At 65.2% G+C, this 23,511-nt stretch carries 17 protein-coding genes; 14 read left to right on the top strand and 3 right to left on the bottom strand.

The genetic code is table 11. The annotated features are described in order from the left end of the window. Positions 1-244 (top strand): IS3 family transposase (locus RH857_RS09995; protein ID WP_310537829.1); only part of this gene is annotated, 244 nt, incomplete at its 5' end. Between the two features lie 263 nt (positions 245-507). On the opposite strand, the gene RH857_RS09990 is transcribed toward RH857_RS09995, so the two are convergent. Beyond that, entirely contained in the window at positions 508-978 is a 471-nt protein-coding gene (locus tag RH857_RS09990) for a hypothetical protein (RefSeq protein WP_310537828.1), read from the bottom strand. Beyond that, a complete protein-coding gene (locus tag RH857_RS09985; RefSeq protein WP_310537827.1) occupies positions 975-2,366 on the bottom strand; it encodes a PspC domain-containing protein in 1,392 nt (463 codons plus the stop codon). The genes RH857_RS09990 and RH857_RS09985 overlap by 4 nt, the downstream gene beginning before the upstream one ends. A gap of 138 nt (positions 2,367-2,504) precedes the next feature. On the opposite strand from RH857_RS09985, the gene RH857_RS09980 reads away from it, so the two are divergent. Both RH857_RS09980 and RH857_RS09975 read left to right on the top strand, forming a co-directional pair. Further along, a complete protein-coding gene (locus RH857_RS09980) occupies positions 2,505-3,917 on the top strand; it encodes an ATP-binding protein (RefSeq protein ID WP_310537826.1) in 1,413 nt (470 codons plus the stop codon). Further along, a complete protein-coding gene (locus RH857_RS09975; protein ID WP_310537825.1) occupies positions 3,914-4,585 on the top strand; it encodes a response regulator in 672 nt (223 codons plus the stop codon). The genes RH857_RS09980 and RH857_RS09975 overlap by 4 nt, the downstream gene beginning before the upstream one ends. A 140-nt stretch (positions 4,586-4,725) precedes the next feature. Here the strand turns inward: RH857_RS09975 and RH857_RS09970 are convergent, their stop codons facing one another. Then, positions 4,726-5,793, bottom strand: a complete 1,068-nt coding sequence (locus tag RH857_RS09970) for a LacI family DNA-binding transcriptional regulator (protein ID WP_310537824.1) — start codon at positions 5,791-5,793, stop codon at positions 4,726-4,728. A 520-nt stretch (positions 5,794-6,313) separates the two neighbouring features. Between RH857_RS09970 and rpoB the strand changes: the two genes are divergently transcribed. The 11 genes from rpoB to RH857_RS09915 all read left to right on the top strand — a co-directional run bounded on the left by rpoB (position 6,314) and on the right by RH857_RS09915 (position 23,248). Beyond that, positions 6,314-9,832: a DNA-directed RNA polymerase subunit beta gene (rpoB, locus tag RH857_RS09965; protein WP_374761151.1), complete on the top strand. Its 3,519-nt coding sequence runs from the start codon at positions 6,314-6,316 to the stop codon at positions 9,830-9,832. 67 nt (positions 9,833-9,899) lie between these two features. After that, positions 9,900-13,877 (top strand): DNA-directed RNA polymerase subunit beta', encoded by a 3,978-nt coding sequence (rpoC, locus tag RH857_RS09960; RefSeq protein ID WP_310537823.1) that lies wholly within the window; start codon positions 9,900-9,902, stop codon positions 13,875-13,877. A gap of 254 nt (positions 13,878-14,131) precedes the next feature. After that, positions 14,132-14,506, top strand: a complete 375-nt coding sequence (gene rpsL, locus RH857_RS09955) for a 30S ribosomal protein S12 (RefSeq protein WP_310537822.1) — start codon at positions 14,132-14,134, stop codon at positions 14,504-14,506. Then, a complete protein-coding gene (gene rpsG, locus RH857_RS09950) occupies positions 14,506-14,976 on the top strand; it encodes a 30S ribosomal protein S7 (protein WP_310537821.1) in 471 nt (156 codons plus the stop codon). The genes rpsL and rpsG overlap by 1 nt, the downstream gene beginning before the upstream one ends. 47 nt (positions 14,977-15,023) lie before the next feature. After that, positions 15,024-17,138, top strand: coding sequence for an elongation factor G (gene fusA / locus RH857_RS09945; RefSeq protein WP_310537820.1), 2,115 nt, complete (start codon positions 15,024-15,026; stop codon positions 17,136-17,138). Positions 17,139-17,271: 133 nt separating this feature from the next. Then, complete coding sequence (gene tuf / locus RH857_RS09940; protein ID WP_310537819.1) at positions 17,272-18,462, top strand: elongation factor Tu; 1,191 nt, start codon at positions 17,272-17,274, stop codon at positions 18,460-18,462. Between the two features lie 206 nt (positions 18,463-18,668). Next, on the top strand, positions 18,669-19,679 hold the full coding sequence (locus RH857_RS09935) for a hypothetical protein (protein ID WP_310537818.1): 1,011 nt from the start codon (positions 18,669-18,671) through the stop codon (positions 19,677-19,679). Positions 19,680-19,682: 3 nt separating this feature from the next. Continuing rightward, positions 19,683-19,871: a hypothetical protein gene (locus tag RH857_RS09930; RefSeq protein ID WP_310537817.1), complete on the top strand. Its 189-nt coding sequence runs from the start codon at positions 19,683-19,685 to the stop codon at positions 19,869-19,871. After that, positions 19,868-21,862, top strand: a complete 1,995-nt coding sequence (locus RH857_RS09925) for a hypothetical protein (protein ID WP_310537816.1) — start codon at positions 19,868-19,870, stop codon at positions 21,860-21,862. Before RH857_RS09930 ends, RH857_RS09925 begins: the two co-directional genes overlap by 4 nt. Continuing rightward, positions 21,813-21,998, top strand: a complete 186-nt coding sequence (locus RH857_RS09920) for a hypothetical protein (protein ID WP_310537815.1) — start codon at positions 21,813-21,815, stop codon at positions 21,996-21,998. The genes RH857_RS09925 and RH857_RS09920 overlap by 50 nt, the downstream gene beginning before the upstream one ends. 83 nt (positions 21,999-22,081) lie before the next feature. Continuing rightward, positions 22,082-23,248, top strand: a complete 1,167-nt coding sequence (locus RH857_RS09915; protein WP_310537814.1) for a hypothetical protein — start codon at positions 22,082-22,084, stop codon at positions 23,246-23,248. Positions 23,249-23,511 lie beyond the last annotated feature (263 nt).

The following is a 23,511-nucleotide window of genomic DNA, read 5'->3' as shown; positions in this document are numbered from 1 at the left end:
GCTGGCCAGCAAAGCCGCAGTCCAATCAATGTCCAGAAAGGGCAACTGCCTGGACAACGCAGTGATGGAGAACTTCTTCGGACATCTGAAGACCGAGATGTACTACGGCACCGAGTTCACCTCAACTGATCAGCTCATCACCGAGATCGATGACTACATCCACTGGTACAACACCGAACGGATCTCAATACGGCGCGAGGGTCTGAGCCCAGTCCAATACCGGGCCCAGACCCTCGCGGCCTAGACTCTTATTTACTTAGTCCAACTTCTGGGGCCCACTTCAACTCCTCCGGGGCTCTTCTCTGTCTCAGGGGACCTCAGCCTGCCCGGAGCAGCTCGCGCAGCTCTTTGCGGGAAGACAGTCCCAGCTTCGAAAGAATGTTTGCCACGGCGCGGGTGCGCGTAGTTTCGACGCTGAGCCGGGGACGTGACAGAAGGGCCGGGACCCAGAAGATCAGATCCTCCTGGGCCCCGGCCCTTCTCGCCGCCGTGCGAATAGGCGGGTAGTTACAGCCTCCGGCGGGTGCGCCTCATGCCGGAGCTCAGTCCGGCCAGAACGAGGGCCAAGCCGGCCAGCGTGCAGATGCCCAGCGCCAGGACCATCGGATCCAGCGTGAAGCCGGTGAGGAGGCTCATCAGCGTCCACAGCGCCAGAAGCAGGCAGATTGCGCCGAAGATCGCCGAGGCCAACCGGGGACCGCTGGCGCGCGCTGAGGCAGAGTATGCCGAGGTGACAACGGAACCGGAGGGGGTGACATTCGCCGGTGCTGCCGCCGGGCCCGCCTGCTGCATCTGGGCCCGCTCCCACCAGCGAGGGCGGCGCTCCGGTTCCTTCCAGGTGAAGTCCGCTTCTGACTGAGCCTTCAAGGACTCGGCCAAGAGCGCATCCACGTCCTCCGGATCCGGAGGCAGTGGCGTGGTCGGGTGGGACGGCTGGTGAATGGGGCGAGTCGGGTCGCCGTCGTACTTGCGGTTCACTGTCCCTCCTCCTCTGCGTAGGTGGTCGCGTCATAGATGGTGACGTTGCCGAAGGCGTTGTTCAGACTGATGACCAGGACGTCCTCGGAGTCCTCGGAGCTGATGTGCAGACGCTCCGCGTTGATGCCGCTGAAGTTCTGCTCGCCCTCCTGCGTGTGCACGCTCAGGTTCCCCAGGAAGCTCGCCGGATCCACCTGCAGGGCCACATCGTCAGGCACGATCAGCGTGGTGTTGCCGAAGCCGTTGTTGACCTCCACCGGATCTCCCGCGCTGACGTCGATGTCCCGCAGATCCACTGTGGTGTTGGAGAACGCGGTGTTGACCTCGGTGCTGCTGGTGGTGAAGTTACCGAAGGCATGGTTGGTCGGGCTTCCCCAACCACCGCCGCCTCCTTGGAAGGCCACCAGCACGAGCATGATGACCGTGAGGAAGCCCAGCATGATGCCGCGTCCCTTTCTGCCGCGCAGCGCGGCCGTAATGTGCGTCAACGACATGAGTACGACCAGTACGGCCAACCCCAGGACCACGGCCGTCACCGAGGAGATACCTAGGGCCCCTGAGAACCAGGCCAAGCCGGCGATCACCGGAAGCATCAGCAGTGTCAGCCCCCAGGTGATGAGACGACGACGCCGTCTCTCCTCCCGCTCGTACGGATCCTCAGCAGGAGCGGCTGTAGCGGTCACCGGGGCATAGCCCCCGGCGGCGGGCCCTGCCGATGTGTGGGATGAGGAGGTGTAGCCCGAGGGGTAGCCGCTGTTCGGCGCGGCGGAGGCTCCCGCAGGGGGAGGGCTCTGCGGTTCCGAATCCTTGGGGTACCACGCAGGCTTTCCTGCGCGTGCCGGGTCCTCGGGAGCGCCGGTGCCGCCACCTCCGGGATGGCCCGTGGTGCTCCCCGCGGGGCTACGCGTGCTCCCGGCGGGGTTCTGGTCTTTTCCCGGCGTAGCCTGACCCTTCTTGCGGCGGTGATCGCGCATCAGGGCGACGACGGCCCAGGCCACCGCTGCCAGGATCAGGAGGTTGATCAGCACCGCGAATGGCCCAGCGATGCTCACAGGAGTGAAGATGTTGACTCCGCCCACCACGGCCAGCAGTGCGCCCGCGAAGAGACCTGAGGTGTAGTTGCCCCGCACCGCCTCTTCGGCGTGAATCTCTCCGCGCTGATTGGGGAGGAGCAGCCATGCCAGTCCGTAGAGCAGCACGGTGGGGGAGAAGAAGATGATCAGAGAGACCACGGCCAGGCCGCGGAGGAGCATGACATCCCAGCCCAGCTTCTCTGAGGCACCGGCGAGCACGCCGCCGAGCCAGCCGCCCTCGGGGCGGCGCACTCCGGTGGAGCGAAGCCAGTGGAAGAACTGGGCTCCTGCTTCGGGTTTCTGCGCGTTTTCCATGGCTCAAGCCTCCTCCTCGGAAGGGTGGGCGCGCTACTGGGGACCACCCTGATCCAACCCTGAGTTTCCCCCGCCGGGGCCCCTGAATCTGCGGCGGAACAGGGATCAGGTGCTCTCAGGCGTGGCAGGATGGTGCTCGTGCAGACCCCACCCTCCGGTCCCTCATCCCAGGGATCATCCTCGTCCGGCTCCGGCGGCACGGCAGCCGCTCGGCCGCCGCTGAAGCGAGGCGTGGATACACCGCTGGCCGGAGTGTGCCTGGGGCTGTCCCGCCACTTGGGCCTTTCGCTGCCTCTCGTGCGCGCGCTGATGATCGGCCTGGCCATTGCCGGCGGCGTCGGCGTGCTCCTCTACTGCTGGCTCTGGGTCTTTGTCCCCCGGGATGATGAGCCGGACGCCCAGGCCGGCGTCCGCGGACTTAGCGGTCCCGCCGTGCAAGAAGGCGGCGAGGACGAGCCCGGTCCGGATGACCTCTCCGGCAGGGTGCGCCGGGCAGTGGACCACCTCACGAGCTCTCCGGAGGTGCTGCTGGGCGGACTGCTGCTCGGAGCCGCCGGACTGCTGACGCTTAATCTTCTGGGTGCAGGCATCGATTGGTGGCTTGTGGGCCCTCCCGCGGCTCTGGTCATCGGAGTGCTCCTGGCATGGTCCCAGGTCGACGCCGCCACAGACCCCTCTGCCCGCGGCACCAGACGCCACGCAGCCACTTTGGTTCAGTTCGGTGTGGGCACCGTCCTGGTGCTGGCCGCGCTGCTGGTGCTTGCCGGCGGTATGGTCCCCGCCGGAGAGCTCATTCTGGGACTCGTGGTGGCAGGGATGCTGCTGGCAGGCATTGCTCTGGTGCTGGCCCCGTGGCTCATCAGGCTCTACCGCACCTCTAACACCGAACGCGCACGCGCTGCCGCTGAGGCGGAGCGGGCTGACATTGCCGCCCACCTGCATGACTCCGTGCTCCAGACTCTGGCGATGATTCAGAAGCAGCGTCACGACCCCGCCGCAGTAGAGCGACTGGCGCGCAGTCAGGAGCGTCAGCTGCGCAGCTGGCTCTACCGCCAGCACAATGGCGAGCCCGGCACCTTGAAGGACCAGCTCCTGGCTGCGGCCGCGGAACTGGAGGAACTCCATTCGGTGCCCGTGGAGGTGGTGGCGGTGGGGGAATCCCGCTGCACCGACCACCGGGCCATGGTGGCCGCGGCGCGTGAGGCGATCGTCAACGCCCTCAAGCATGCAGGGCCTGCCTCGGTCTACGTCGAGTCCAACGAGCGTGAGGACGCCGTCTTTGTGCGTGACCGCGGGCCGGGGTTTGATCCCGATGATGTCCGGCAGGACCGGCTGGGAGTCCGAGAATCCATCATCGGGCGCATGCGCAGAGCCGGAGGGGAGGCCCGCATCCGCTCCAGCGAACGGGGGACCGAGGTCCAGCTGTTCATGCCGGTGGGCACGGAATCCGATCACGCCCACAGCGCCGGCTCCCCGCAGAGTGCGGCCTCACCCCCAAGTCCCGGCACACCGGGCTCCACACCCCCATCGAACCAGGAGGACCACTCATGACTGAATCCTCGGTCCCACCGCTACGCCGAGTCGTGATCGTGGACGACCACGGAATTTTCCGCGCCGGGCTCAAAGCAGAGATGCAGGGGCGTATTGACGTCGTCGGGGAGGCCTATGACGTGGAGTCCGCCGTAGCCGCAGTGCGCGAGCACCGTCCCGAGGTGGTGCTGCTGGATGTGCATCTGCCCGGTGGTACCGGAGGCGGAGGCGCCGAGGTCGTTAAGCTCTGCCGGGACCTCCTGGAGCAGGTGAGGTTCCTTGCCATCAGCGTCTCCGATCAGGCCACCGACGTCGTCTCCGTCATCCGCGCCGGAGCGCGAGGATATGTCACCAAAACCATCAGCACGCAGGAGCTTGCAGAAGCCGTGGAGGCGGTGGCTACGGGCGACGCCGTCTTCTCCCCTCGCCTGGCAGGCTTTGTCCTGGATGCGTTCGGCACCGGGGGAGTGGCGGAAGATGTTCGCGACGAGGAGCTTGACCGCCTCTCTGCCCGCGAGGTCGAGGTGATGCGCCTGATCGCGCGCGGTTACACGTACCGGGAGATCGCCAGCGATCTCTTCATCTCCATCAAAACGGTCGAGACCCACGTCTCCAAGGTGCTGCGGAAGCTGCAGCTGAGCTCTCGCCACGACATCACCCGCTGGGCGGAGCAGCGACGCATCGTCTGAGGCCCCTGAGACGTTGCTTCCGCATTTGAGGTCACCTCAGCTCACTTTTAGGCCGCGTAGCGCTGCGGCGGTGACTCATACTGCGGAAGCAAGGGTCCGTCGTCGCGCTGTGACCTCGCAGACTCTGCTGCGGGCCGGTATCAGTCCCGGGGCGGGGCCGTGGAGTCCCGGACCTCCAGGCGCGGTGCGATGGTGACGTGTTTGTCCTCGATCCGTCCGCCAATGCGTTCAAAGAGCATGTCCAGCGCCATCTGGCCCATGCGGACCCGCGGCTGGTCCACACTGGTCAGCTGGGGGCGCAGCATCCGACAGACGCTGGAGTTGTCATACCCGACAATGCTCAGCTGGTGCGGCAGTTCCAGTTTCGCATCCAGGCAGGCCCCGACGAGCTCCGCGGCGATTCGGTCGTTCTGGGTGAACACCGCGGTGGGTGCGCCCTTCTCCTGCTGGATCTGGAAGATGAGGTACTTGATGGCGGCGTCTAAGCGCTCGGGTCCCTCGATCTGGGGCTCCACATCCGGAAGCAGGTTGCGCATGCTCTCCGCGAAGGACCGGCGTCGGTGCAGTGCGGCCGGCCGAGAGGACCCCGTCAGGTGGGCAATACGGGAGTGCCCCAGCTCCATGAGGTGCTGCACCGCCAGACGTGCGCCCATCTCATCCTGATTGGCCACAGTGTCCAAGCCGGGGACTTCATGCGGCAGCCGACCAATCACCACCAGCGGCACGCGCTTGGCGATCCTCTCCAGATACGTCGGTGGCACCGATGAGGAGACGATGACGACTCCCTCCACCCCCAGTGCCAGCAGCGAATCCAGCTCGGCCTGCAACCGGCGGTGGTCACGCCTTCCGTGGGCGATCACCAGCCGCAGATCATGCTCGGCTGCCGCATCCTCCACCCCCGCGGTGACATCCCGGTGGTAGCTGTTGCCCAAATCCTGCAGCAACACACCCACCAGGCCCGTTCGGCCCTGCACTAGTGAGCGGGCCCAGACATTCGATCGATACCCCAGCTCCTGAGCCACCGAGAGGATGTGCTCCCGGGTGGCCTCCGAGACGCCCGTCTGATTGCGGATCGCAAGCGACACCGCAGATTTGGAGACCCCAGCCGCCTTGGCGACGTCGTGGATCGTCGGCTGTTTGTCCCCCCGCCGAGAACGTTCCACACGGCGCGCTCGAGTTGGCGCAGCGGCGGCTGAGGCAGTGGTCATCAAGGTGCTTTCGTCAGGAGCGAGGAAAGAAGAACGAATCTCGACCCTCAGATTAAGCGGGCGAGGTGGCTGTCGGAAGCGGTTATGGACCGTTCCAGTGAAACGTCATGGAACGTTCCAGAGCCGTTTACCTTCCGTGTTCCCGCTGGTCACCGGCTGTTCGTAATTTCTGGTGAAGACTTCGTGAAGAAAGAATGTCGGCCGGGTCCATCTCTACGTTGTGGCGGAAAGTTCGTCCGTGGACAGGTGCCTGATCCGCTCCTTGCCAAGGGAGTGCGTAGCTTTGCTGGATTGGGACACGCTGCGCCTCAGGCGTGCGGGGTGGGTCACGTAGTGCTAATGTGGACGCCGCACCCGTTCTTTCGGGCTTCCTTACCGTGCACTTGCGCTGTCTGCGCTTCCGCGTGTACTCTGTAAATTCGCGTTTCCCCTAAATCTCCATGCCTTCATATAGCGGTGGGCATCAGTCTGTGGAAGCGATCCTGTACGGAAGCTACGAAGGTCTGTGGAAGGATCCCTCTTGGTCGCCTCGAGCACCTCAATTCAAACCGCTGCATCGGCCCGCACCGCTGAATACGCCGGCCGTCTCTCATTCGCAAAGATCCACGAACCCCTCGATGTTCCGGAGCTGCTGGCTCTGCAGATCGACTCCTTCGACCGTCTGATCGGTAACGAGCGCTGGGCCGCTCGTGTGGAGGAGGCTCGCCAGAAGGGCATCAAGGGCGTTTCCGACACCTCCGGACTGGCCGACATCTTCGAGGAGATGTCCCCCATTGAGGACTTCCAGGGCACGATGTCCCTGAGCTTCTCCGATCCGGAGTTCGCCGACCCGAAGATGCCGGTCTCTGAGTGCAAGGAGCGCGACACCACCTACGCGGCTCCGCTGTACGTCAAGGCCGAGTTCATGAACCACAACACCGGTGAGATCAAGCAGCAGACCGTGTTCATGGGCGACTTCCCGCTCATGACCGACCGCGGCACCTTCATCATCAACGGCACCGAGCGCGTGGTCGTCTCCCAGCTGGTCCGCTCCCCGGGCGCCTACTTTGAGCGCACCCAGGACAAGACCAGCGACAAGGACATTTACACCGCTAAGGTCATCCCCTCCCGCGGCGCATGGTTTGAGCTGGAGATCGACAAGCGCGACCAGGTCGGCGTTCGCCTCGATCGCAAGCGCAAGCAGCCCGTGACCGCGCTGCTGAAGGCTCTGGGCTGGACCGAGTCCCGCATTCTTGAGGAGTTCGGCAACTACGACTCCATCCGCGCCACCCTGGAGAAGGACACCTTCGAGTCCCAGGACGACGCTCTGCTGGACATCTACCGCAAGCTGCGTCCGGGCGAGCCGCCGACGGTCGAGGCCGGCGAGTCCCTGCTGAAGTCGCTGTACTTCACCCCCAAGCGCTATGACCTGGCGAAGGTGGGCCGCTACAAGCTCAACCGCAAGCTGGGCGTGGACAAGGACTTCTCCGACGCCGACGCATCGGTCCTCACCGAGGCTGACATTGTGGCCATGATCCACTACCTCTGCGCCCTGCACGCCGGTGTGCCCAGCATCAAGGGTGTGCGCGACGGCGAGGAGATCGACGTCCACGTGACCGTCGATGACATCGACCACTTTGGCAACCGCCGCATCCGCGCCGTGGGTGAGCTCATCGAGAACCAGGTCCGCACCGGTCTGTCCCGCATGGAGCGCGTGGTCCGTGAGCGCATGACCACCCAGGACGTTGAGGCGATCACCCCGCAGACGCTGATCAACATCCGCCCCGTGGTGGCCAGCATCAAGGAGTTCTTCGGAACCTCCCAGCTGTCCCAGTTCATGGACCAGAACAACCCGCTGGCCGGCCTGACCCACAAGCGCCGTCTCTCCGCGCTGGGTCCGGGCGGTCTCTCCCGTGACCGTGCCGGCATGGAGGTCCGTGACGTTCACCCGTCGCACTACGGACGTATGTGCCCCATCGAGACCCCTGAAGGCCCGAACATCGGTCTGATCGGCTCGCTGGCAACCTACGGCCGGATCAACAACTTCGGCTTCATCGAGACCCCCTACCGCAAGGTGGTCGACGGTAAGGTCACCGACGAGATCGAGTACCTGACCGCCGACGACGAGCTCGTGGCCCAGATCGCCCAGGCGAACGCCCCCCTGAATGAGGACGGCTCCTTCGCTGAGGACCTGGTGCTCTGCCGTGGACGTGCAGACGCCTCCGGCGGTGAGCAGGGTGAGCCCATCCTGGTGGCTCCCGAGGGCATCGACTACATGGACGTCTCCCCGCGCCAGATGGTGTCTGTGGCAACCGCCCTGATCCCGTTCCTGGAGCACGACGACGCCAACCGCGCGCTCATGGGCGCGAATATGCAGCGCCAGGCAGTGCCGCTGCTGGAGTCCGAGTCCCCGCTGGTCGGTACCGGCATGGAGAAGTACGCCGCGGTCGACGCCGGTGACTCGGTCACCGCAGAGAAGGCTGGCGTGGTCACCAAGGTGGCTGCGGATCTGGTCACCGTCCTCAATGACGACGGCACCCAGACCCACTACCCGATCATGAAGTTCCAGCGCTCCAACCAGGGCAACGCCTACAACCAGCGCGTGCGGGTCTCCGAGGGAGACCGTGTGGAGCGTCAGTCGATCATCGCTGACGGTCCCTCCACCGAGTACGGCGAGCTGGCACTGGGTAAGAACCTGCTGGTCGCGTTCATGTCCTGGGAGGGCCACAACTTCGAGGACGCCATCATCCTGTCCCAGCGCCTGGTGCAGGACGATGTGCTGACCTCCATCCACATCGAGGAGCACGAGGTCGACGCCCGCGACACCAAGCTGGGCGCCGAGGAGATCACTCGGGACATCCCGAACGTCTCCGAGGAGATGCTCTCCCAGCTCGACGAGCGCGGCATCATCCACATCGGTGCCGAGGTCGAGGCTGGCGACATCCTCGTGGGTCGTGTGACCCCCAAGGGTGAAACCGAGCTGACTCCCGAGGAGCGCCTGCTGCGCGCCATCTTCGGCGAGAAGTCCCGCGAAGTGCGTGACACCTCCCTGAAGGTGCCCCACGGAGAGTCCGGCACCGTCATCGGCGTGCGGATCTTCGACGCCGAAGAGGGCGATGAGCTGCCCCCGGGCGTGAACCAGATGGTGCGCGTCTACGTGGCCCAGAAGCGCAAGATCACCGATGGTGACAAGCTCGCCGGCCGCCACGGCAACAAGGGCGTTATCTCCAAGATTCTGCCCGTCGAGGACATGCCCTTCCTGCCTGACGGCACCCCCGTCGACGTCGTCCTGAACCCCATGGGTGTGCCCGGCCGTATGAACATCGGTCAGGTCATGGAGATCCACCTGGGCTGGGCCGCCAAGCAGGGCTGGAAGATCGAGGGTGAGCCCGAGTGGATCAAGAAGCTGCCGAACCTGCCGCGGGAGACAGGCCCCACCAAGGTCGCCACCCCGGTGTTCGACGGTGCCGAGCCCGCTGAGCTGACCGGCATCCTGGAGTCCACCAACCCGTCCCGCGACGGCGAGCAGCTCGTCGCCGCTGACGGCAAGGCCCGGCTGTTCGACGGCCGCTCCGGTGAGCCGTTCCCGGATCCGGTGTCCGTGGGCTACATGTACATCCTGAAGCTCCACCACCTGGTGGACGACAAGATCCACGCCCGCTCCACCGGACCGTACTCGATGATCACCCAGCAGCCGCTGGGCGGTAAGGCTCAGTTCGGCGGTCAGCGCTTCGGTGAGATGGAGGTGTGGGCACTGGAGGCCTACGGCTCCGCCTACACCCTGCAGGAGCTTCTGACCATCAAGTCCGATGACATCCACGGCCGCGTCAAGGTCTACGAGGCCATCGTCAAGGGCGAGAACATCCCGGAGCCCGGCGTTCCGGAGTCGTTCAAGGTGCTTATCAAGGAGATGCAGTCGCTATGCCTGAACGTGGAGGTCCTCTCCGCCGACGGCAGCGCTGTGGAGATGCGCGACGCTGAGGAGTCCGGCTTCACTGCGGCGGAGGAGCTCGGCATCGATCTCTCCCGCGCTGAGCCCAGCTCCGTCGAAGAGGTCTGACCAGACCCGCTGCGAAGCACACGAACTCCTGACGAATCTTTGCTAGAGAAAAGAGAGATACCGGACTATGTCCACTGAATCCTCATTCGGCACAATGCGCATCGGGCTGGCCACGACCGACGACATCCTGGGCTGGTCCCACGGTGAGGTCAAGAAGCCCGAGACCATCAACTACCGCACCCTGAAGCCGGAGAAGGACGGCCTCTTCTGCGAGAAGATCTTCGGTCCTTCCCGCGACTGGGAGTGCTACTGCGGTAAGTACAAGCGCGTGCGCTTCAAGGGCATCACCTGTGAGCGCTGCGGCGTGGAAGTCACCCGCGCCAAGGTCCGCCGTGAGCGCATGGGCCACATCGAGCTGGCCGCACCGGTCACTCACATCTGGTACTTCAAGGGTGTCCCCTCCCGCCTGGGCTACCTGCTGGACCTGGCCCCGAAGGACCTCGAGAAGGTCATCTACTTCGCTGCCTACATGATCACGCAGGTGGACGAGGACCGTCGCCACGAGGACCTGCCCAACCTGCAGGCCGAGGTCGACCAGGAGGTCAAGCACCTCTCCGACCAGCGCGACGCCGACATCGCCGCCGTGGCCAAGGAGCTTGAGGACGAGCTTGCTGCTCTGGAGTCCGAGGGTGCCAAGGCTGCGGAGAAGAAGAAGCTCCGCGACACCAAAGAGAAGCAGATGTCCCAGCTGCGCAAACGCGCAGACGCGGAGATCGAGCAGATCCAGCGTGTCTGGGAGCGTTTCAAGAACCTCAAAGTCGCCGACCTTGAGGGCGATGAGACTCTCTTCCGTGACATGCGCACCAAGTACGGCCAGTACTTCGAGGGCTACATGGGTGCCGAAGCCATCCAGAAGCGCCTGGAGACCTTCGACATGGAGACCGAGGCTGAGAAGCTTCGCGAGACCATCTCCACCGGCAAGGGCCAGCGCAAGACCCGTGCCCTGAAGCGCCTGAAGGTGCTCAACGCCTTCCTGGTCAACGGCAACTCGCCGACCGGCATGGTGCTCCAGGCCGTTCCGGTGATCCCGCCGGAGATCCGCCCCATGGTGCAGCTGGACGGCGGCCGCTTCGCGACCTCCGACCTGAACGATCTCTACCGCCGCGTGATCAACCGCAACAACCGCCTCAAGCGGCTGCTGGATCTGGGCGCCCCCGAGATCATCATCAACAACGAGAAGCGCATGCTGCAGGAGTCCGTGGACTCCCTGTTCGACAACGGCCGCCGCGGCCGCCCGGTCACCGGACCGGGCAACCGCCCGCTGAAGTCGCTGTCCGACATGCTCAAGGGCAAGCAGGGCCGCTTCCGTCAGAACCTGCTCGGCAAGCGCGTCGACTACTCGGGCCGTTCGGTCATCGTGGTCGGCCCGCAGCTGAAGCTGCACCAGTGCGGTCTGCCCAAGCAGATGGCCCTGGAGCTCTTCAAGCCGTTCGTGATGAAGCGCCTGGTGGACCTCAACCACGCCCAGAACATCAAGTCCGCCAAGCGGATGGTGGAGCGCCAGCGCTCCCAGGTGTGGGACGTGCTCGAGGAGATCATCACCGAGCACCCCGTGCTGCTGAACCGTGCACCCACTCTGCACCGTCTGGGCATTCAGGCCTTCGAGCCGCAGCTGGTCGAGGGCAAGGCTCTGCAGCTGCACCCGCTGGTCTGCTCCGCGTTCAACGCTGACTTCGACGGTGACCAGATGGCAGTTCACCTGCCGCTGAGCCCCGAGGCCCAGGCTGAGGCGCGGATCCTGATGCTGTCCTCGAACAACATCCTGAAGCCCTCCGACGGCCGTCCCGTGGCACTGCCCACCCAGGACATGATCATTGGGCTGCACCACCTGACCACCGTGCGTGAGGATGAGACCGGCGCAGGCCGCGCCTTCTCCTCCCTCGGCGAGGCTCAGATGGCGTTCGACCTGCGCGAGCTCCACATCAACGCTCCGGCCAAGATCACCGTGGAAGGCTTCGTGCCCTCCAGGGAGGTCCCGGCACCCGAGGGTTGGGAGCCGGGCACTCCGGTCACCCTGGAAACCACCCTGGGTAAGGTGCTGTTCAACGAGCTTCTCCCCGCCGACTACCCCTGGCAGGACAAGGTCGCTGACAAGAAGCAGCTCGGCGCGCTGATCAACGACCTCTCCGAGCGGTACCCGACCGTGGAGGTCGCCCAGACCCTGGACAACCTCAAGGACGCCGGCTTCTACTGGTCCACCCGTTCGGGTGTGACCGTGGCGATCTCGGACATCACCTCCGATATGGACAAGCAGTCCATCATGGAGAAGTACGAGGCGCAGGCAGCCAAGGTGGAGGAGGACTTCGCTCTGGGTCTGGTCGGCAAGGCTGACCGCCACACCGATCTGCAGGACATCTGGACCAAGGCCACCAACGAGGTCGCCGAGGCCATGCAGAAGGGTATGAGCGAGCTCAACACCATTAACCGCATGGTGTCCTCCGGTGCACGTGGTAACTGGCTGCAGGTCCGGCAGATCGCCGGTATCCGTGGTCTGGTGACCAACCCGAAGGGTGAGATCATCCCGCGTCCGATCAAGTCCTCCTACCGTGAGGGCCTGACCGTTCTCGAGTACTTCATCGCCACCCACGGCGCCCGTAAGGGTCTGGCCGACACCGCGCTGAAGACCGCGAACTCCGGTTACCTGACCCGTCGTCTGGTGGACGTCTCCCAGGACGTCATCGTGCGTGAAGAGGACTGCGGCACCAGCCGCGGCCTCACCGTGCCGATCGCCGTCCCGGTCGACTACCGCAGTGATGACCGCGACGACGTCCTGGTGAAGTCCGGCCGGATCAACCAGACCACGGCCACCGCCGAGGGTGTGGAGTACCGTCTGCACGACACCGTGGAGAACACCGCCTACGCCCGCGCGCTGGCCGTGGATGTCACCGACGCCGAGGGCAACGTCCTGGCAGAGGCCGGCACCGATGTCTCCGACGTGCTGATCGGCAAGCTCTTCGAGGCTGGTGTGACCGAGATCAAGGTGCGCTCCGTGCTGACCTGTGAATCCGCTGTGGGCACCTGCTCCCAGTGCTACGGACGCTCCATGGCATCGGGCCAGAAGGTCGACGTCGGCGAGGCCGTGGGTATCATCGCTGCACAGTCCATCGGTGAGCCCGGTACTCAGCTGACCATGCGTACCTTCCACACCGGTGGTGTGGCCTCCGCCGAGGACATCACTCAGGGTCTGCCCCGTATCCAGGAGCTCTTCGAGGCTCGTACCCCGAAGGGTCTGGCTCCGATCGCAGAGTCCGACGGTCGTATCCGTTACGAAGAGGATGAGAAACAGGCTCGCCTGGTCCTCACGCCGGACGACGGCTCCGAGGAGCAGGTCTACCCGATCCTGCGCCGCGCCCGTCTGCTGATCGACCTGGGCGACAACCTGGAGAAGACCGACCACGTGAAGGTGGGCACCAAGCTCGCCGCCGGTTCGGTCGACCCCAAGCAGGTGCTTCGCGTGCTCGGCCCCCGCGCCGCGCAGAAGTTCCTGGTCGCCGAGGTGCAGGAGGTCTACCAGTCCCAGGGTGTGGGCATCCACGACAAGCACGTGGAGGTCATCGTCCGGCAGATGCTGCGCCGCATCACCGTCATCGAGTCCGGCGGCACCGACCTGCTGCCCGGCGAGCTGGCCGACCGCTTCCGCTTCCTGTCCGAGAACAAGAAGGCAGTGGCGGAGAACAAGCAGCCGGCAGCTGGTCGTGACGAGCTCATGGGCATCACCAAGGCGTCGCTGGCCACCGACTCCTGGCTCTCGGCGGCCTCCTTCCAGGAGACCACCCGAGTCCTCACCCAGGCAGCAATGGAGGGCAAGTCCGATCCGCTGCTGGGCCTGAAGGAGAACGTGATCATCGGTAAGCTCATCCCGGCCGGCACCGGCCTGGACCGCTACACCAAGTCCGTCGTCGAGCCCACCGAGGAGGCTAAGGCCAACATCTTCACCGGCCCCAGCCTCTACGGCTCAAGCTTCGACTACGCGGGCGCCGAAGGTGAGGGCGAGTTCCACGCCATCCCGCTGGAGGACTACAACACCGACGTCGACTTCCGCTGAGTCGGCATGAAAACGCCGGGTTCCCTACCAGGGAGCCCGGCGTTTTCGCATGTTCCGACACGACCTGGTATCGTTGACTTGATTGTTTCTGTGTGGCAAAGGGACTCTGTCCGGGTTGCGGGGAAGTTGCGCAACGAATGCCACATTTTTGCACGCCTAGGGACTTTTTCCCGCGGTGAGTGTGAGAACTGATCATCCGCGGGAGCCACTGAGTCCATCAGATCTCCCCCAAAGAAACGTATGGAGAACGCATAGTGCCTACTATTTCGCAGCTCGTGCGCAAGGGCCGCTCGCCCAAGCGCGCAAAGAACGCCACCCCTGCACTGCAGGGATCCCCGATGCGTCGTGGCGTGTGCACCCGCGTGTACACCACGACCCCCAAGAAGCCGAACTCCGCACTCCGCAAGGTCGCCCGTGTGCGCCTGGGCGGCGGCGTCGAGGTCACCGCCTACATCCCGGGTGAGGGTCACAACCTCCAGGAGCACTCCATCGTGCTCGTGCGCGGCGGTCGTGTGAAGGACCTCCCCGGTGTGCGCTACAAGATCGTCCGCGGCGCCCTCGACACCCAGGGTGTCAAGGGTCGCGGCCAGGCCCGCAGCCGCTACGGTGCGAAGAAGGAGAAGAAGTAATGCCTCGTAAGGGACCCGCTCCGAAGCGCCCTCTCGTCCAGGACCCCGTTCACGGCTCCCCGCTGGTCACTCAGCTGATCAACAAGGTGCTCGTCGACGGCAAGAAGTCCACCGCTGAGCGCATCGTCTACGGCGCACTCGACGGTGTGGCCAAGAAGACCGGCGAGGACTCCGTGGCCGTGCTGAAGAAGGCTATGGACAACATCCGCCCCGCGCTGGAGGTCCGCTCCCGCCGCGTCGGCGGCGCCACCTACCAGGTGCCCGTGGAGGTCAAGCCCGGCCGTGCCACCGCCCTGGCACTGCGCTGGCTGGTCGGCTACGCCAAGGATCGCCGCGAGAAGACCATGATCGACCGTCTGATGAACGAGATCCTCGACGCTTCCAACGGCCTGGGCGCCGCTGTCAAGCGCCGCGAGGACACGCATAAGATGGCAGAGGCCAACAAGGCTTTCGCTCACTACCGCTGGTAATCCGAATCTGGTAACCCAGAGCAGAACCGAGTTAAAGGGGATCAATCGTGGCACAAGACGTGCTCACTGACCTGAAGAAGGTCCGCAATATCGGCATCATGGCTCACATCGATGCCGGTAAGACCACCACGACCGAACGCATCCTGTTCTACACCGGTATCAACCACAAGATCGGTGAGACCCACGATGGTGCGTCGACCACGGACTGGATGGAGCAGGAGAAGGAGCGCGGAATCACCATCACCTCCGCCGCGGTGACCTGCTTCTGGGACAACAACCAGATCAACATCATCGACACCCCTGGCCACGTCGACTTCACCGTTGAGGTTGAGCGCGCGCTCCGCGTGCTCGACGGCGCTGTGGCAGTCTTCGACGGCAAGGAAGGCGTGGAGCCCCAGTCGGAGACTGTGTGGCGCCAGGCCGACAAGTACAACGTTCCGCGCATCTGCTTCGTCAACAAGATGGACAAGCTCGGCGCTGACTTCTACTTCACCGTCGACACCATCAAGTCTCGCCTCGGCGCCAAGCCGCTGGTGATGCAGCTGCCCATCGGTGCTGAGAATGACTTCATCGGCGTGGTTGACCTGCTGAAGATGAAGGCTCTGGTGTGGCCCGGCGACGCCAAGGGTGACGTGACCATGGGTGCTGAGTACGAGACCCGTGAGATCCCCGATGAGCTGAAGGAGCGTGCTGAGGAGTACCGCAACGAGCTCATCGAGAACGTGGCTGAGGCTGACGAGGCTCTCATGGAGAAGTACCTCGAGGGCGAAGAGCTGACCATGGATGAGCTCAAGCAGGGCATCCGCAAGCTCACCGTGGCCGGCGAGGCCTACCCGGTGTTCTGCGGCTCCGCCTTCAAGAACCGCGGTGTCCAGCCCATGCTCGACGCCGTCATCGACTACCTGCCCTCCCCGGCAGACGTCGAGTCCATGGTGGGTCACAAGCCCAACGATGAAGAGGTCAAGCTGACCCGTAAGCCCTCTAAGGACGAGCCCTTCTCCGCTCTGGCGTTCAAGATTGCCGCTCACCCCTTCTTCGGGCAGCTGACGTTCATCCGCGTCTACTCCGGCAAACTGACCTCCGGCGCCCAGGTGATCAACTCCACCAAGGGCAAGAAGGAGCGCATCGGCAAGCTGTTCCAGATGCACGCCAACAAGGAGAACCCCGTTGAGGAGATCCAGGCTGGCCACATCTACGCCGTCATCGGTCTGAAGGACACCACCACCGGCGATACGCTGTGCGATCCGGAGAACCAGATCGTGCTCGAGTCGATGACCTTCCCCGAGCCCGTGATCTCTGTGGCCATCGAACCCAAGACCAAGGGTGACCAGGAGAAGCTCTCCACCGCTATCCAGAAGCTGGCCGCGGAGGACCCGACCTTCACCGTGAACCTCAACGAGGAGACCGGACAGACCGAGATCGGCGGCATGGGCGAGCTCCACCTGGACATCCTGGTGGACCGCATGAAGCGCGAGTTCAAGGTTGAGGCCAACGTCGGCAAGCCGCAGGTGGCCTACCGCGAGACCATCAAGAAGCGCGTCGAAAAGGTCGAGTACACCCACAAGAAGCAGACCGGTGGTTCCGGCCAGTTCGCTAAGGTCCTGGTCAACTTCGAACCCCTGGACACCTCCGAGGGCGAGCTCTACCAGTTCGAGAACAAGGTCACCGGCGGTCGCATCCCGCGCGAGTACATCCCGTCGGTGGACGCCGGTATCCAGGACGCCATGCAGTTCGGCGTGCTGGCTGGCTACCCGATGGTCGGCGTCAAGGCTGAGCTGACTGATGGTGCCTACCACGACGTCGACTCCTCCGAGATGGCCTTCAAGCTCGCAGGCTCCCAGGTCTTCAAGGAAGGTGCCAAGCGCGCCAACCCCGTCCTGCTCGAGCCCATGATGGCCGTTGAGGTCCGTACTCCCGAGGAGTACATGGGCGACGTCATCGGTGACCTGAACTCCCGCCGTGGCCAGATCCAGTCCATGGACGACGCCGCCGGCGTCAAGGTGGTCAAGGCTCTGGTGCCGCTGTCCGAGATGTTTGGCTACATCGGTGAGCTGCGCTCCCGCACCCAGGGTCGTGCAGTGTTCACCATGACCTTCGACTCCTACGCTGAGGTGCCGAAGGCTGTGGCTGACGAGATCATCGAGAAGAGCCGCGGCGAGTAAGCCTCGGGTCTTCAACCCCAGTAATTTCACGAAATAACCCGTACTTAGTAGACTTGCGAGAGTTTCAAGCCAGGACACCCCTGTGCCTGAAGTGAGTCTTCTTCACCACAATCACGTTCTATAGGAGGAACCTGTGGCCAAGGCAAAGTTCGAGCGGACTAAGCCGCACCTTAACATCGGCACCATCGGTCACGTCGACCACGGCAAGACCACCCTGACTGCCGCTATCTCCAAGGTGCTCGCTGATAAGTACCCGGACCTCAACGAGGGCCGTGACTTCGCGTCCATCGACAACGCGCCCGAGGAGCGCGAGCGTGGCATTACCATCAACGTTTCCCACGTTGAGTACCAGACCGAGGCTCGTCACTACGCACACGTTGACGCTCCCGGCCACGCCGACTACGTGAAGAACATGATCACCGGTGCTGCTCAGATGGACGGCGCCATCCTCGTGGTGGCTGCTACTGACGGCCCGATGGCTCAGACCCGCGAGCACGTGCTGCTGGCCCGCCAGGTTGGCGTGCCGAAGCTGCTGGTGGCCCTGAACAAGTCCGACATGGTTGACGACGAGGAGCTTCTGGACCTCGTCGAGATGGAGGTTCGCGAGCTTCTGTCCGACCAGGGCTTCGACGGCGATGACGCTCCCGTCATCCGCACCTCCGGCCTGAAGGCTCTCGAGGGCGACCCACAGTGGGTCAAGTCCGTTGAGGACCTGATGGACGCTGTCGACACCTTCATCCCCGAGCCCGAGCGTGACCGTGACAAGCCGTTCCTGATGCCCATCGAGGACGTCTTCACCATCACCGGTCGCGGTACCGTGGTCACCGGTCGCGCCGAGCGCGGCACCCTGGCCATCAACTCCGAGGTCGAGATCGTCGGTATCCGCGAGAAGCAGAAGACCACCGTCACCGGTATCGAGATGTTCCACAAGCAGCTCGACGAGGCATGGGCTGGCGAGAACTGCGGTCTGCTGCTTCGCGGTCTGAAGCGTGACGACGTCGAGCGCGGCCAGGTTGTGGCTGCACCCGGCTCCATCACCCCGCACACCAAGTTCGAGGCCAACGTCTACATCCTGTCCAAGGATGAGGGCGGCCGCCACAACCCCTTCTACACCAACTACCGTCCGCAGTTCTACTTCCGGACTACTGACGTGACCGGTGTGATCGATCTGCCCGAGGGCACCGAGATGGTGATGCCCGGTGACAACACCGAGATGACCGTCGAGCTCATCCAGCCGATCGCTATGGAAGAGGGCCTCGGCTTCGCTATCCGCGAGGGTGGCCGCACCGTCGGCTCCGGCCGTGTCACCAAGATCATCGAGTAATTTCGATCATCTGACTTTGGTCGGCCCCGGTCATTGACCGGATAACTTCCGAAGCATGAAAAGCCCCCGGCTCCCTGATGGGAGACCGGGGGCTTTTCGCTGTCCAGAGCATGTCGCCGTCCGCAACCGGAAGAGGAATGGTCTGTCCCAGAGCTCCGCTCGCTAGACTCACGATGAAAGCACCGGGAGAGGAATGAGGGGAAGACATGGAGCTGGTTGTGGTCGTCGTCCTGCTGCTGCTCTCTGTGCCCTTCCTCCTGGGGATGGGCCTCGGCTTTGCCCTGGGGCGACGGTCAGCACGACGAGAGATGCAACGCGAAAGGACTGCACAGCCGCAAGCACCACTGGTCTCAGACCTGAGCCGAACCCGCCCCGCCTGGCAGCGGACGGGCCCCGAATCCCCGCCGGCTCCCCACTCCGACTCAGCGGTCCCGCCCCGAGTGCGCTCCGGTGAGCAGGTGCCCGACCCCTCGCAGAAGACCACGTCCTGGCAAGACAGCACTGACAGACCTTCCCCTCAGGCCCAGACGGAAGCCGACCCAGCAGGGAGGGCGCGGCAGGAGCCGGAGGCTGCGCCGTGGCAGAGCATCAAGGAGCGTTGGCAAGCTCAGTCTGCTCAGGACCAGGCCACCCCAGGTAGCGAATCACCCAACCAGGGCCCACCGGAGGGCTTGCGTCCACCTAGTCCCCAGCCGACCGGGCCAGGGCCACAGACTGGCTGGGGGAGTCCGGCGCGGGGGCTCGGAGCCCCCCAGCCGCCCGATGCCGCGCAGCCAGATAAGCGCGGGACACCTCGGAGCCCCGCGGATGAGCGGCGCACCATCAATGTGGCGCTGTACATCGGAGGGCTGGTCCTCACCGCGGCAGCACTGGCCTTTGTAGCAGCGACCCAGAACCCCGTCGTGACCGCGGCGGCTCTCATTGCCGCCTACGTGGTCTTTGCCGTGACCGGCCTGGCTCTTGCCGTGCGGATCCCACTGCTGAAGCCAGCTGGGCTGGCCCTCTTCGGCACCTCCCTTGCCCTGCTCGCGGTCGCGGCGATTCCCGTCAACGAGGCGTTCATTCGCAACGGGTACATTACGTGGCTGCTGGTGAGCCTCATCGGAGTCCTGGGCTACGGCTTTGCCTGCGTGCACCTGGATTCACGGGTGCCGGGCTACCTCGTGATCCCCTTCTTCTACTCGACTGTATTCTCCTCGACCGCGGTCCTGCAGTAGCCCATGGTGTGGGCCCTCACCAGCATCATGGTGATCTCGGCTCTTTCACAGCTGACCGTGGTGATGCTCGGGGCGCGAATGCCCGCGGCGCTGTACCGTCCCTTTGCTCATCTGCACTGGCTGATCGTTCCGGGGTTCTGGCGGCAGCTGTCCTGCTGGTCCTCCAGCTGGACAGCTGGGACTACGCGGTGATCCTCTCGGCGGCCGCTGCCTACTACGTGATGACGGCTCTGCGGCCTCCGGTGCCGGCGGCCCGCCCGGTCTACGCGCTGGCAGCCCGCGTTCTGGCCACAGGGGCGGTGATCGCCGTCCTGTCAGGACTGGGCGCCGGTTGGATCACCGCCTCCGGAGTGCTAACCCTCTGGGTCGCTCTGCTTTACGCGCTGGTCGCACAGTTCCCATGGATGAGCGGAGTCCGGGCAGGTCACTCCACCGAGCTGCGCCGGGGCGACACCGGGCTGAGTCTGGCCCTGGCTCTGGTCGCAGCGCTGGGAATGCAGGGGTACCTCTTCGTCTGGCTGCATCTGACGCCCCAGTCCTTCGACGCCGTCAACGCCGCATGGCTCGTTGTCGCCGTGCTGGCGCAGCTGGGAGTCCTGGCGTGGACGCTCTGGAGACTTCGGCCGCGCCTGGCCCCGGGGGACCGGCTCTGGGCAGACGCGCTCATGCGCCTGGGGGTGGCCGCCGCGGGGGCACTCACGCTCTACGGAGACCCCTGGTACACGCTGGGATGGCTGGGGCTCTGGGCCGGCCTGGAAGTGCTCATCGACTCCGACCGGAAGGACGTGTGGCACCGCGCCCAGGCCGTGGCCGCCCTCGGAGTCACGGGCTGGATGCTGGGCCATGTCTTTGATGGCGCCGTCTTCGGGCTGCGGGCAGCGATGCTTCTCGTCGCAGCCGGGGCGGTCGGCGTCGTGCTTCTCCTGGCTCATATCACCGAGACCGCTGCGCAGCGGTCGTCACGGTCCCGCACGCAGCAGTCCGGTGCAGCAGAGCCAGCCGTCTACGGCCTCATCGCGGGGGTGCTGCTGGTAGCGGTCACCGATCTGCTCGGCTTCACCGGGGTCCTTCGCCTGACTTACGGAGTCGGCGTCCTGGTGGTCCTCTACGGGGTGGCCCTGCTGCTTGCCGGGCAGCTTCGGCTGCTGTCCCCGGGGGACCGGCAGCACGCCGGAGTCGCAAGGAGCGGCTCTGAGGACAGCGCCGCCTGGCGCAGACAATCCTGGCTCCAGCTCACGGTGTTCTTCCTGGGTCTCATGGTGGTGCTCAGCACCGGAGATTGGGGTGGACTGCCCTGGTTCAGCTCCATCGTCAGCAGCGGTGCGCACCTCGCCGCTCTGGGAGCCCTCCTGCTCTCAGCGGTGTGGATGCTGCTCGAAGGCTTCGCCGGGAAGCACCTCGAGGCACTGGGCCACCGGCTCCGCGAGAGGCTGCCTCTGCATGCGGCGGCTCACCTGGGATGGGCGGCGCTGATCAACCTGCTGGTGAGCCTGACCGGACAACCGGACCTGTGGTGGCTCACCGCTCTGGCCTGGGCTGCGGCGGTGGCCGCGGTGCTCCCCTCCCCAGCGCAGCAAGGTCCTGTGCCCAGCTCCGCTTCCGGGCGAGCAGACATGCCGCAGGGGGCTCGCCGGACCAGGGGAAGCCTCGCTCCCGCGCGCGTTTACGGCGCAGCCGCCTCCGGCGTCGTCGTCGTGGCAATTATCAATGCCCACGCTGCGTGGTGGACGGATCTCCTGGTCGCGGCAGCGGCGCTGGCCCTGGCCGCCGTCAGCGGACGACGTCTCTGGACTCTGCCCGAAGCACCGGTGGTGCTGCCCCTGGGGCTGGCCGCTGCCACGCTGCTCACGGCGCAAGGCCGCGCGCGGCCCGGCGTTGACGCTCACCGCGGCACTGACCATGGTTCTCACCACCGTTGTCGCGCTGAGGCTCTTCAGCAGCGGAACCGCACAGTCGGGCCGTGCCAGTATCCGGCAGGAGACGCCGTGGTGGGAGGTCGCGACCCCAGTCGCCCTCGTGGCGGTCACCATCCTGAGCATGCACCTGATCCTGCACGCTTCACTGCGGCACCAGACGACCACCGCTTCGCGAGTGCAGGCCCTGCGTGTGGGCAGCTTCTCGGGGGCTGCGCTGATGGCGCTTCTGGCCGTGCCGCTGCCGTTGCTGGACTCCACCACGCGTGACGCCGTCACGGTACTGGCGCAGGCCGGAGCACTGACGCTTGCGCTCCTGCTGGCCGCCACGGAACTCTACGGCGCCACACGTGCACCCGTCAGAGCTGCTGGGGCCATCCCCGACACTGGGTTCCCCTGCACCTGAGCGCCCACGCGGTATGGGCAGCACTGGTCCTGCTGGCGGCGACTCTCACCCAGGCCAACAGCAGCCTCTGGTGGTTCACTGGGGTGACCTGGGCCGGGGCTGCCGTGATTCTCCTGCGGGGCGCAGCATCAGCCCCGGTGCAGGGAAGCGGTCCCGGCGAAGCAGGGGGACACCCCGCAGGAAGGCGCGACAGGGCGGCCGCTCGCGGATACGGGGCACTGGCGGTGCTCGGCGCCGTCTCGGCTGCTCTGGCGCAGGCGCCCTGGTGGCTCGTTACTGCAGGGGCGCTGGGCCTGGCGGCAGTGACCCTGGCCGGACTGCTGTGGCGCCGAGCAGCTGAGGAGGCTCCAGTCGCAGTCCCGATCCTCGCCGCAACGGCGACGACCCTGCTCGTCTGGACGCTGCTGACTGATCCGCTCTCGCACCTGCAACTCGGCCGCACGCCGGTCAGCGAGCCGTCGGTCCTAGGCTATGTCTGGAGCGTAGCCCTGTTCCTCGTGCTCACCGCACTGGTCCTTTGGGGCGCGCGATTCTGGTCCGGCGACGGGGGACTGGACGCGAAGGAGCAGGCAGTGGCTCGCCGGATGCTCCTGCGCACCGGCCTCGGGGGAGCGGCTTTGGCTTCTCTCCGGCCGCTGATCACGGCGCAGCAGCACGTGGTGCCGGCTGCGGCCTGGTCCGTGCCGCTGATGCATCTCTGCCTCATCGCAGCAGCCGGCACGCGAACCAGGCTGCGCAGGGCGGCTGCGCTGGTGCTGCCGCTAGTAGTGCCGCTGTCGGGACTCTGGGCGTACTCGATGAGCGCCACACCGGGCTCGACGGCGGTAGCGGTGACCCTGACGGTCATGTTCGCAGGCATTCTCCTCGCGGAGGTGCTGCTGACAGTCGTACACCCCAGCGCAGCGCTGACCACAGTGCACTACGCGATCGCCGGGGCGCTCACCCTCCTGCTGTCCCTGGTAGCCCTGATAGGCTCGGGACTCTTCCTGCAGCTGGCCGGCCTCGGGGCGGCCGCGGTGCTGCTGACCGCGGGCCTGCTGAGGGGACAGCGCCTGGGGGTCTACTGGGGCGCATCGGTGATCGTCATCTCTATTCTCTGGTCCCTGCGCTCGGTGATGTTCCTGTTCCTCGTCGCACTGGGCGCCCTGATCATCGGCGCGGCCATCTGGCGACTGGTAGGGGGTGCAGAAGAGGCAATCCGCCGACACACCCCAGGACTTGCACCGCTGATCCGTTCCGTGGCACTATAGACAAGTTGCTCACGGACAGGTGTGTCCTTTGCGCCTTCTGGCGTGTCCGCCCCTGAATGATGAGCAGAAAAGCCACGAACAATTTCCGAACACCGCGCAGTGCCGCTGTGCCCAGGTCGGGAGATGGATCACCTTGGGTGATGTATGTCCTCGACCCCTGAGCATCAAAGCGACACGCCCGACCGCGGGGGTCGGATCCCTGACCGGGGGAGCACCCCGCCGCTACGGCGGATTCACCCGGATCAGGCAGCCCACAATCCCAG

The sequence above is a fragment of the Nesterenkonia flava genome, assembly GCF_031432335.1.
Lineage (GTDB): Bacteria > Actinomycetota > Actinomycetes > Actinomycetales > Micrococcaceae > Nesterenkonia > Nesterenkonia flava.
The sequence above is the reverse complement of the archived record's forward strand: the minus strand, read 5'-3'. Positions and strand labels throughout refer to the sequence as shown.